10 protein-coding genes are annotated in these 11,760 nt (G+C 33.2%); 9 read left to right on the top strand and 1 reads right to left on the bottom strand.

Going from position 1 to position 11,760, the window contains the following annotated elements; translation table 11 throughout:
- Positions 1-42 precede the first annotated feature (42 nt).
- From HYG85_RS03660 to HYG85_RS03620, 9 genes are all read left to right on the top strand, one after another.
- Positions 43-1,026 (top strand): DUF5692 family protein, encoded by a 984-nt coding sequence (locus HYG85_RS03660; RefSeq protein WP_212692330.1) that lies wholly within the window; start codon positions 43-45, stop codon positions 1,024-1,026.
- 473 nt (positions 1,027-1,499) lie between these two features.
- A complete protein-coding gene (speA, locus tag HYG85_RS03655) occupies positions 1,500-3,416 on the top strand; it encodes a biosynthetic arginine decarboxylase (protein ID WP_212692329.1) in 1,917 nt (638 codons plus the stop codon).
- A gap of 15 nt (positions 3,417-3,431) precedes the next feature.
- Positions 3,432-4,304 carry an agmatinase gene (speB, locus tag HYG85_RS03650; RefSeq protein ID WP_330619218.1) on the top strand — a complete coding sequence of 291 codons (873 nt, stop codon included), beginning with the start codon at positions 3,432-3,434 and terminating at the stop codon, positions 4,302-4,304.
- 1 nt (position 4,305) lies between these two features.
- Entirely contained in the window at positions 4,306-5,505 is a 1,200-nt protein-coding gene (locus HYG85_RS03645; protein WP_212692328.1) for a saccharopine dehydrogenase family protein, read from the top strand.
- A gap of 27 nt (positions 5,506-5,532) precedes the next feature.
- Positions 5,533-6,675 carry a carboxynorspermidine decarboxylase gene (gene nspC, locus HYG85_RS03640; protein ID WP_212692327.1) on the top strand — a complete coding sequence of 381 codons (1,143 nt, stop codon included), beginning with the start codon at positions 5,533-5,535 and terminating at the stop codon, positions 6,673-6,675.
- Between the two features lie 304 nt (positions 6,676-6,979).
- The gene (locus HYG85_RS03635; RefSeq protein WP_113671733.1) at positions 6,980-7,921 is read left to right on the top strand and encodes a 2-keto-3-deoxygluconate permease; all 942 of its coding nucleotides are present in this window, start codon (positions 6,980-6,982) and stop codon (positions 7,919-7,921) included.
- 3 nt (positions 7,922-7,924) lie between these two features.
- Complete coding sequence (locus HYG85_RS03630; RefSeq protein WP_212692326.1) at positions 7,925-9,175, top strand: four-carbon acid sugar kinase family protein; 1,251 nt, start codon at positions 7,925-7,927, stop codon at positions 9,173-9,175.
- 5 nt (positions 9,176-9,180) lie between these two features.
- Complete coding sequence (gene pdxA, locus HYG85_RS03625; protein ID WP_212692325.1) at positions 9,181-10,161, top strand: 4-hydroxythreonine-4-phosphate dehydrogenase PdxA; 981 nt, start codon at positions 9,181-9,183, stop codon at positions 10,159-10,161.
- Positions 10,162-10,250: 89 nt separating this feature from the next.
- The gene (locus HYG85_RS03620) at positions 10,251-11,009 is read left to right on the top strand and encodes a DeoR/GlpR family DNA-binding transcription regulator (protein WP_212692324.1); all 759 of its coding nucleotides are present in this window, start codon (positions 10,251-10,253) and stop codon (positions 11,007-11,009) included.
- Here HYG85_RS03620 and HYG85_RS03615 read toward each other — a convergent pair.
- Positions 11,001-11,720, bottom strand: coding sequence for a helix-turn-helix transcriptional regulator (locus HYG85_RS03615; RefSeq protein WP_212692323.1), 720 nt, complete (start codon positions 11,718-11,720; stop codon positions 11,001-11,003). The two genes, HYG85_RS03620 and HYG85_RS03615, sit on opposite strands and share 9 nt — an antisense overlap.
- Positions 11,721-11,760: the final 40 nt, after the last annotated feature.

Below are 11,760 nucleotides of genomic sequence, written 5' to 3'. Positions count from 1 at the left end.
TAATAATTAAACGTAGAGATTGATATAAGGAGAAGCGTTAAAATGTTTACATTTAATTTTGAAGGCGGTGCGTCCGTAATTTCTGTTTGGCTTGTCTGGATACTAGTATTTGCTGTATTATTTGCTTTGAACGAGGTAACAAGGAGGTCTAAAGTAGCTGGGTTTACAGCCTTTGTCATTTTGCCTATTGTACTTTCTGCTCTTTGGTTTACGGTATTAAGAGATACTACATATACAGACTGGTTTCATCTTGTTAAGGTATATTCTTCTACTGCAGGTTGTATTGGTTTTTGGTGTATCAGGCATCTACATGGAAAGAGTAAGAAGACTGGTAGACAATGGCATCTGTACAATAATCGGATAGCTCTTTGCTTTCCACCACTTATACTTGCAATCAATATTTGTGAAGCAGTAGCACGAGACATTGAAATTGGTGCCAATTACGTTAATGGGGGTTTTCTTGCTGATGAAGCAATGTATGTAGTTGGGGGAGCATGGAATTATATGAATGGAGCAGCTGGTATTATTAATATAATTACCATAACTGGCTGGTTCGGAATATGTATCCGTAAAATAACCAAGAAAGATAAAAGTCAAGATATGTTATGGCCGGATATGATGTGGTTCTGGATTGTAGCTTATGATATCTGGAATTTCGCTTATACATACAACTGTTTGCCAGGTCATGCTTGGTATTGTGGATTTGCTTTACTATTAGCTCCTACTGTATGTGCTTTTACCATTGGAAAAGGTGCGTGGTTACAGCATCGTGCTCAAACACTAGCATTATGGTGTATGTTTGCACAGACTTTCCCTGCATTTATTGATAAAGGTAGATTTGCGGTTTCATCAACATATAATACTACAGCTTTAACCATATGGAGTTTTGCTGCATTGGTAGCCAATGTTTCTGTACTTGTGTTCATGATTTATAAGATTGTGAAAACAAAGAGAAATCCATATGCTGGAGAACTATATGTGGATATGAAAGGGTACAAAGTAGTAAAAGCTCTTGCTAAAAATTAATACCAATAATAAAGCACTTTCTAATATTTGAATATTTTAAAGTGCTTTTATAATATGGATATGGTTATTTAATGAACTAAATTAGTGAACAAATAAATGATATGAAATATGATGAAATTTTTACTTGCAAATTAGAAAAAAAACACGTATAATGAAGCCAAAATAGCAATAGATATTAATAGTAGAGTATTTGTAAAAAGGAGTTGGTCTTATCGGAAAAATAGTAAAATATAATAACGATGAAGGAAAGCATGACCATTATTAAGCTAATATTTTAGCACTTGAATATATTTGACAGTATGAACTTAAGAACTAGATATTGTTGATGTTTGAGTTCACCATATAGAGGTGATGCTTTTTTTGTCTACAAAAATATCTATAGTACAGCTTTGGGGGAATACAGTAAAAATAAAAAGTGTACTATTTTTTTAGTCACTTCTTAGAATATAAATATAGAAATGAGAAAGGGTAATATGAAGAGAAAAGAAATACTTAATAGATGGGATATAAAGAAATCAGAAGAATTATATGGAGTAAATAATTGGGGAAGAGATTATTTTACCATATCCGAAACTGGTGAACTAATCATTAATCCTTTTACAGAAGAAAAAGGTGGCGTAAGCCTTATAGATATAATTCAAGGAGTAGAAGATAGAGGATTTGATATGCCTGTATTATTGAGATTTGAGAATATACTTGACGAACAAATATCTTATTTGAACAATGCCTTCAATAATGCAATTGAATCCTTGGAGTATAAAGGTTCTTATAGAGGTGTCTATCCAATTAAAGTTAATCAGCAGCAGCAAGTAGTACATGAGATTGCTAAGTTCGGTCAAAGATATCATCATGGATTTGAAGTTGGCAGTAAGGCTGAACTTATAGCGGTGATGACTGAGATGAAGGACAAAGAAGCTAATATTATATGTAACGGTTATAAAGACTCAGAATTCATTGATTTAGGTTTGTATGCTATCAAAATGGGATATAATCTATTTTTTGTAATAGAAATGCCAGGAGAAGTTGAACTAATACTGGATAGAGGAAAACTATTGGGAGTACAACCCAATATTGGTGTTAGGATTAAATTATCAACCAAAGCTGGTGGGCATTGGACTGAATCTGGTGGAGATAGAAGTATTTTTGGACTTAATATGTCCCAAGTCATAGAAATATTAGATTATCTAAAAGAAAAAGGAATGCTCAGCTGCCTAAAATTAATGCACTATCATTTAGGTTCACAGATTCCTAATATTAGAGATATAAGGGTTGCAGTTCTTGAAGCAGCAAGAGTATATGCTGAATTAGTTAAAGAAGGGGCGCCAATGGGTTACTTGGATCTAGGTGGAGGTCTAGCTGTTGATTATGATGGTTCAAACACCAACTTTACAAGTAGCCGTAATTATAATGTAGATGAGTATTGTATTGATGTCATTGAAGCTGTAATGTCAGTTATGGATAATGATGACATCGATCATCCTATCATTATAACCGAATCAGGGCGTGCCATTGTAGCTTATTATTCAGTACTTGTATTCAACGTACTTGATGTAACTAAGTTTGAGCAATACGATATTCCCGAAGAGTTGCCAGAGGAAACACCTGAAAACATTAAGAACTTATTTGAGGTCTATAAGAATGTTAGTGTTAAAAACCTTCAAGAAAGCTATAATGATGCACTTTATTATAGAGACCTGATAAAAGATATGTTCAATCATAGCAATATATCTTTAAGGGAAAGAGCTTTATCAGAGAAGATATATTGGGATTTGATATATAGGGTTTCAGGTGAACTCCATAAATTGAAGTTTATACCTCCAGAGTTAATTGACCTAGATGATGCATTAGCAGATATTTACTACTGTAATTTCTCATTGTTTCAATCGATTCCAGATAGTTGGGCTATAGATCAATTATTTCCTATAGTGCCCATTCACAGATTGAATGAAGAACCTACAAGAAATGCGGTTATAGCTGATATAACCTGTGATTGTGATGGAGAGATTAATAAGTTTATTGACCTGCATGATGTTAAGAAAACCTTGCCTCTACATGAACTAAGAACCTCAGAGGATTATTATATCGGTACTTTCCTTGTAGGAGCATATCAGGAGACTCTAGGAGATTTGCATAATCTATTTGGAGATACTAATGTAGTTAGTATAAGACTTGATGGAAAAGGTTCTTATGAATTTATAAATGAGATTCAAGGTGATACGGTAGAAGATGTTTTATCATATGTAGAATACAATACAAAAGATTTGAGAGCCAGTTTTAGGGAAAATGCAGAAACAGCGGTAAAAGCTGGTCTTATAACAGCGAAAGAACGAAAAAGTATTATGGAGTCTTTTGAAGCAGGACTTAGAGGCTACACATATTACGAAAGATAATATGGAGGATTAAGTATGGTTATGTTAGACAAGAAATCCATCTACGAATACGAAGGTATCAACAGTACATATCATGATGCAGACATTGTGATATGTGGTGTTCCTTTTGATGGGACATGTTCCAATAGACCAGGAACCAGGTTTGGTCCTGATGGGATAAGAGCTGAGATTGATGGACTAGAGACATATAGTCCCTATCAAGATGAAGATATGATAGATTATAATTATGTAGATGTAGGTAATATAGAAATACCCATAGGAAGTACATCAAAAACAATGGGTTGCATTCATGAAAATATAAAGAGTATATTGGAGGATAATAAAAAAATCATAACATTAGGTGGAGAGCATTTAATATCCTATCCAATTGTAAAAGCTTTTGCAGAAAAATATAGCAATCTACATGTTGTACATCTTGATGCTCACGCTGACCTAAGAAGTGATTACCTAGAAGAGAAATTATCTCATGCAACTGTTATGAGGAGAATCTATGAAACTCTTGATAAAGGATATATTTTTCAATATGGAATCCGCTCAGGTACAAAAGAGGAATTTCAGTTTGCAGGAGAATATACAAAATTACAAGCATTCAATTTGAATGGTATAGAAAAAGTAAAATCATTGGTAGGTAATGACCCTGTATACTTATCTATTGATTTGGATGTTTTGGATCCAAGTATTTTTCCTGGTACGGGTACTCCTGAACCAGGTGGTATTGATTTTAATGAATTGATAAATGGTATTATAAGTCTAAAAGACGTTAATATAGTTGGAGCTGATATAGTAGAATTATCGCCTCATTATGATATAAGTGGTGTATCTAATATTGTAGCAGCAAAAATTCTTAGAGAAGTAGCAATAATCATGTCAAGAAGAGAGGAGCATTAATATGAGTAGAGTATTAATAATTGGAGCTGGAGGAGTAGCTAATGTAGTTGTTGCAAAATGCTGTCTGAATCCAGAAGTATTTCAAGAAATAATGATTGCTAGTAGAACAAAATCAAAATGTGATGCATTGAAAGAGAAATTTGATGGTGGTAAAACAGTAATTACTACTTCACAGCTGGATGCTGATAATACAGATGAGATTGTTAAGCTGATTAATGAGTACGAACCAGAGATGGTTATAAATGTGGCATTACCTTATCAAGATTTAACAATTATGGATGCATGTCTTGAAACAGGGGTTCATTATCTTGATACAGCAAACTATGAGCCACCGAATATTCCAAAATTTGAGTATAAATGGCAGTGGGCATACAAAGAGAAATTTGAAAAAGCTGGTTTAACTGCTGTTTTAGGATGTGGATTTGACCCAGGAGTGACTGGAGTATTTAGTGCCTATGCATTAAAACATTATTTTGACGAAATCCACTATATTGATATTCTTGATGCTAACGGTGGTGACCATGGATATCCATTTGCAACGAATTTCAATCCAGAGATCAATATTCGTGAAATTAGTGCTAATGGAAGGTATTGGGAAAAAGGGGATTGGGTTGAGACTGACCCTCTAGAAATAAAAAGAGTCTATGATTTTGACCAGATAGGTGAAAAAGATGCTTATCTCTTATATCATGAGGAATTGGAATCATTAGCAGTTCATATGCCTGGTATTAAGAGAATCAGGTTCTTCATGACATTTTCAGAAAAGTATATTACTCATTTGAATGTATTGAAAAATGTTGGGATGACTAGTATAGAGCCTATTGAGATAGAAGGTGTCAAGATACAGCCCCTTCAATTTTTGAAAGCCGTTTTACCAGACCCAGCAACGCTTGGACCTCGTACAAAAGGAAAAACAAATATTGGCTGTATTTATCAAGGTATCAAAGATGGAAAACCTGTTAGCTATTATGTATATAATGTATGTGACCATCAATCTTGTTATAAGGAAGTTGGTTCACAAGCTATATCCTATACAACAGGAGTACCAGCCATGATTGGAGCAAAATTATTGCTTGAGGGCAAATGGAAAAAACCAGGTGTTTATAATGTAGAAGAATTTGACCCAGATCCATTTATGGAGCAGCTAAACAAACAGGGATTACCATGGAATGAAAGTTTTGAACCTGAATTAGTTGATTAATAGTAAATGTGAAGGTTTGGTGACAAAATGAAAGATAGAGACAAAGAATTGATAAAAGGCATTAAAACACCCTCTTATGTGTTAGACGAACGACTGCTTATAAAGAATCTTGAAGTTTTACAATCAATACAAACAAAAACAGGAGCTAAAATATTACTTGCTTTAAAAGGATTTTCTATGTATTCAGTATTTCCTTTAATAAGCAAGTATCTAGCTGGAATTACTTCCAGTTCTTTATTTGAAGCTAAACTGGGAAAAGAGTATATGAATAAAGAAGTTCATATATATGCTCCAGCCTATAGAGATGATGAGATTGATGAAATTGTATCTATAACAGATCATATCGTATTTAATTCAATCTATCAATATAAGAGATTCAAAGATAAAGTTGATAGATCACGTAGGGAAATTGAGTGTGGTATTCGTATTAATCCTGAATATTCAGAAGTTGAAACAGAGATATATAATCCCTGTGCAATCAATTCAAGGTTAGGTACTAGATTAGAAGATATAGAAGGACATGATTTGAAAGGTATTAGCGGTTTGCATTTCCATACCATGTGTGAACAGAATTCAGATACCTTAGAACGAACCCTAAAGGTTGTTGAAGAGAAATTCGGTAGGTATTTAAAACAAATGAAATGGCTCAATTTTGGTGGAGGACATCATATTACTAGGGATGATTATGATGTGGATAAACTGATTAGTCTAATAATGCATATGAAAAACACTTATGACCTGGAAGTATATTTAGAGCCAGGTGAAGCTGTAGCTCTGAATTGTGGTTTCTTGGTATCAAGTGTATTGGATATCATAAAAAATAATATGGACATAGCTATACTTGATACTTCAGCAGCGTGCCATATGCCAGATGTAATCGAAATGCCTTATAGACCACACATTATTGATTCTAAGTTACAGAATCAAGGAAGACATACATATAGACTAGGTGGCATGACTTGTCTTGCTGGTGATGTAATTGGAGATTATTCGTTCGATGACCCATTGGAAATTGGAGATAAGCTTATATTTACTGATATGGCTCATTATACTATGGTTAAAAATAATATGTTCAACGGTATTAATTTGCCTTCAATATCAATAATGAATGATGATGAAATAAGAGTTATAAAAGAGTTTGAATATGAGGATTATAAATCTAGACTCTAAATTAAAGAAAAAAAATAAAATGGAATTATAATGATTAGATTAAACTGCAACAAAGAACAGTGTATAATGACTTTGTTGCAGTTATTTTTTAGTTAAGTTAATTTAATATTAAGCAAGGCGTACATAGAAAAGAGAGCTATGACAAAGAATATAATACATTCTTTATTGTAGCTTTCTTTTATATATGACAAAAATGAAGAATTATTAGCCTATTCATAAAAATACGTTGACAATATGGTCAAATTATATTAAAATATTATCATAAAACATTCAAAAAAAGAATGTATTCTGAAAGGAGAATAGTATGAAGATTAAACAGAGTATTGAAAAGATTCCTGGTGGTATGATGGTAATCCCACTACTAATTGGTGCCATAATCAACACTTTATTTCCAGCTTCATTAAAAATCGGGGGATTTACAACTGCTATTGCAACAGGAGCTGGACCGATGATTGGAGTATTTCTATTCTGTATGGGTGCCGGATTGAACTTCAAAGCAGCACCAAAAGCTATCGTTAGAGGGTCGGCAATAACTTTTACAAAATTTGCAATTGGTGTTGGAATTGGTTTGTTAGTATCCAAGTTATTACCAGCTAATGGTTTGTTCGGTTTATCGTCATTAGCAATAATTGCAGCTATGACTAATACCAATGGTGGATTGTATGCAGCATTAGTAGGTGAATTTGGAGATGAAACTGATGTAGGGGCCATTTCGGTTATTTCCATCAATGACGGACCATTTCTTACAATGATTGCACTTGGTACTGCTGGAATAGCAAGTATACCCTTCATAACTCTTGTTGGAGTTATTGTTCCAATAGTACTTGGTATGATTATCGGTAATCTTGATCAAGAAATGAGAAAATTCCTAACAAAAGGTGGACCAGTCTTAATTCCATTTTTTGCTTTTGCTCTTGGAGCTGGGCTTAATTTTACAACTATAATCAAAGCAGGATTTGCAGGTATCTTACTTGGTGTTATGACAACAGTTATTGGTGGCATATTCAATGTACTAGCTGACAGAGCTTCTGGAGGTAGTGGAATAGCTGGGGCAGCTGCATCAAGTACAGCTGGTAATGCTGTAGGAACACCAGAAGCTGTAGCTATTGCAGACCCTGCATTAGCAGCTGTTGCAAGTGTTGCAACTGCTCAAGTTGCTGCTTCAACCATAACCACCGCATTGTTGACACCTGTCTTCACCTCATTTATCAGAAAAAGAATGAGGAAAAAAGATAAGGAGGAATAAGATATGAAGTTGGCTATAATTGCAGATGATTTTACTGGTTCTAATGATACAGGAGTTCAATTTGCCAAAAAAGGATTACATACTGTTGTTACAACCAATATTAATCAGTTGATGGGTAATATAAGTGATAATGATGTAGTAGTATTTGATACCGAAAGTAGATTTGATAATAAAGAAACAGCATATAAAAAAGCAATTAAGATATCAAGCAAAATAAAACAATTAGATAATGTATTGGTATACAAGAAGCTGGATTCTACATTTAGAGGTAATATTGGAGCTGAGATTGATGGATGTATGAATGGGATGGGGTATGATTTTGCTGTTGTAATCCCTGCATTGCCATCAAATGGCAGAAAAACTATAGAAGGACATGTAAAATTGAATGATAAATTTTTACATGAAACCGAAATAGCAAAAGATCCTAAAACACCTGTAACCCAATCATATATTCCAGATATAATTGCAAATCAATGTTCAAGGAAAGTTGAAGTCATTAAGAAAGACTGCGATTATACCAAAGAAAAACTCCAAGAAAGACTTATAGACCTAAGAAACAAAGGAACAGAAATCATAGTTTTTGATGCAGAGTCAGATATTGATTTGAAAATGCTTTCTGAAATGATTGCAAAGATAGAAACACATTTTTTGATCGTTGGAACAGCAGGACTAGCTGAATATATGACAGATGCCTTCCACTTGAAGGTTCATAAATCCATATTATCAATAATAGGAAGTGTGAGTGATGTTACAAGAGAACAGATTACTTTTGCTGATGATATTCATGATTTTGATATAATCGATATTTCTATACAAGATTTTTTTGATGACATAAAGAAAGAAATAATACTAAAGACCATACTACAACTGATTTATGATAAGAAAGACATTGTAATACGTACTGCAAAAGATAAAAAAGATATACAAACAGCATGTGAATACGCCAAAGAGCAAGGTCTTGATAAGTATGAAACCAGCGAGTTCATCGCACAAGGGTTAGGTGAAATCACAGGTAAAATACTGAATGAAGCAAGTAATGATTTAGCGGGGTTATTTATTACAGGAGGTGATACGTTAATAAAAATCGCCAAGTACTTAGATATTGAAGGTATGAAGATAATTGACGAAGTTCTACCAGCAATACCTGTAGGAAGATTTGTACATGAAAAGTATTGTGACATAGATGTAGTAACCAAGGCAGGAGCTTTTGGTAATGAAGAAACATTTAGTAATATATTAGATTATTTGAGGTGAGTGTAATGAAAGTTAAACCAATTATTTTAACAATGGGAGACCCTGCTGGTATAGGACCAGAAATTATATTGAACTGTTTTAAGGATAAAGATGTAAGCCAATTACCAGTTATTGTATTTGGTGATATTAAGGTGTTATCTCTGATTAAGGATGGCATTGGAATTACTGGGTACAGATTAAATAAAATAAATGCTGTAGAAGAAGCAATCTATTCAAGTGAAATACTTAATGTCCTGGATTTTGATAATATTGATATGAAGAAATATAAGATTGGACAGTTAAGCAGTATGTGTGGACATGGGGCTTACGAGTATATTATTTCAGCTATACAGCATGTGAAGGATGAAAAAGCTAGAGCTGTAACAACAGCACCAATCAACAAAGAAGCATTACATATGGCTGGACACAATTTCCCTGGACATACAGAAATATTTGCTACACAATGTGGAACTAAAGATTATGCCATGCATCTATATGATGAAAAGCTGTCTATAATCCATGTGTCCACTCATGTATCTCTGGAAGATGCCATAAGAACACTGTCAAAAGATCGTGTCAAGAAAGTTATAGAGCTTGCATACGATAATATGAAAAAAATACTGAACAGAGAACCTAGAATAGCTGTTGCAGGTATTAACCCTCATTCAAGTGAAAATGGTTTGTTTGGAAATCAGGAAAAGAATATCATAATCCCTGCAATCAAGGAAATGAATCATCTTAATGTTGTAGGTCCTATTCCACCAGATACAGTATTCTATAGAGGCATCAAAGGAGAGTTTGATATTGTTGTAGCAATGTATCACGACCAAGGTCATATCCCTTTTAAGATGTATGCTTTTGAATCAGGTGTAAATACTTCAGCAGGACTATCTGTACTACGTACTTCTGTTGACCATGGGACAGCATTTGATATAGCAGGCAGAGGTATCGCTACTTCCATAAGCATGATAAATGCTATAAAACTTGCGGATAAACTGACTAATTAGCGAGATTCGTAAAGCTTGATTGTTAAAACGTTTGGTGATATAATACCACTATGTTTTACATGAATCTCTAAAGGTCAGGGTGTGAGTATTTGGCGAAGAAAATAACCGAAGTAGAAGAATATATATTTAAGAATAAAGAAGTAAAAGTTCAAGAATTGATGGAGGTCTTCAAGCTTTCGGAGAGTACTGTCAGAAGATACATCAATCAATTAATAGCAGATGACAAGATAAAAAAGGACTATGGTTATGTTACAGCAAACATCAATGATAATCTAGTTAATATAAAAGCAAGAATAGACTATCTTTCGGAAAAGAAGATATCAATTGCAGATTTGGCACAGCCTTATATAAAAGATGGGGATACCATATTTGTAGACTCAGGGACAACTCATATGCATCTTGCTGAAGTTATTGAGAAAAAACATGATTTGACTATAGTTACCAATAATCTTTTGTTTGCTATAAAAGTCATAGATACGGATTTGAACGCTAACCTTATCATGATACCAGGTAGCGTTAACAAAAAGACAATATCAGCAACTGGTGATGCTGCTATAAGGTTTATTGACGATTTCTATTTTGACAAATCATTCATTACTGCAAGTGGTGTTTCACTAGAAAATGGATTATCAAATAGAACATTGCCAGAATGTGATATAAAGAGAAAAATTATCAGTCGAAGCAGATTGAACTTCGCTTTGGTTGATGATACAAAGTTCAATCAGATCTATCCCTTCTCATTTGGTGATATTGGTGATTTTGATTATTTATTTACCAATAAGAAACCTGATGATAAGTATATTGATCATATAAAAACTTTGAAAACAAATATTAAGTGGTCAGATTGAAATACTATTCCTATATTTTAATGGAGTTTTATCAGTGAATTTCTTGAATACTATGGAATAATAATTTTGGGTATTGAATCCAACTGATACAGCGATATCAAGGAGTGATAAATTACTATTCTTGAGTAAGTTTTTACTCTTCTCGACTCTATAATTATTCAAGAAGTTGGAAAATGTGAATCCGGTTTCCTTTTTGAATACTTTACAAAAGTAACTTTTATTCACAGATAAGTCAGCACACAGGTCATCCAGATTAATACATTGAGTATAATGTTCATGTATGTATTGGATGGCTTTTTTTACGTGTATGTTGAACTTCAAATTGCTCATACCTTTACTAAAATTATGATCTGCAATATTCAATATTATAGAAGAAAAAAATTCTAGACAGCTCTTTGGTTTGTAGGGGATATATTCATTTTGGGTTTTTTCACATTTGATAGGACCGATTATGAAGTATCCTCTATATTTATTGAATCTGGATATTGGAACTACTATGAAATTAATATCCTTTGCATAGCTCAAATTAAGACTGAGCAAGTTATTAGAATCATGGGGGATATCTCTATAAACATTACAGTTATTATAGATTTGCCTTAAAATAGGATTATATCCAACACTACAAAGCTCATTAAAGTTAATATCTACTGCTATTACAGGTAGATTACAGCAGTTAAAGAAGTCGGAAATTATATTATCTATAAAATTCAATATTTACTCCTCCTTAGAAATGAGTTATATATAGTAATAA

It is taken from the genome of Vallitalea guaymasensis (assembly GCF_018141425.1).
In the GTDB taxonomy this organism is placed as follows: Bacteria; Bacillota; Clostridia; order Lachnospirales; family Vallitaleaceae; genus Vallitalea; species Vallitalea guaymasensis.
This window is presented reverse-complemented; position numbering and strand designations above follow the sequence as displayed.

Excerpts from the sequence above, each read along its gene's own strand:
- HYG85_RS03660 (WP_212692330.1), top strand. The coding sequence starts at position 43 with ATGTTTACATTTAATTTTGAAGGCGGTGCGTCCGTAATTTCTGTTTGG.
- speA (WP_212692329.1), top strand. The coding sequence starts at position 1,500 with ATGAAGAGAAAAGAAATACTTAATAGATGGGATATAAAGAAATCAGAA.
- speB (WP_330619218.1), top strand. The coding sequence starts at position 3,432 with ATGGTTATGTTAGACAAGAAATCCATCTACGAATACGAAGGTATCAAC.
- HYG85_RS03645 (WP_212692328.1), top strand. The coding sequence starts at position 4,306 with ATGAGTAGAGTATTAATAATTGGAGCTGGAGGAGTAGCTAATGTAGTT.
- nspC (WP_212692327.1), top strand. The coding sequence starts at position 5,533 with ATGAAAGATAGAGACAAAGAATTGATAAAAGGCATTAAAACACCCTCT.
- HYG85_RS03635 (WP_113671733.1), top strand. The coding sequence starts at position 6,980 with ATGAAGATTAAACAGAGTATTGAAAAGATTCCTGGTGGTATGATGGTA.
- HYG85_RS03630 (WP_212692326.1), top strand. The coding sequence starts at position 7,925 with ATGAAGTTGGCTATAATTGCAGATGATTTTACTGGTTCTAATGATACA.
- pdxA (WP_212692325.1), top strand. The coding sequence starts at position 9,181 with ATGAAAGTTAAACCAATTATTTTAACAATGGGAGACCCTGCTGGTATA.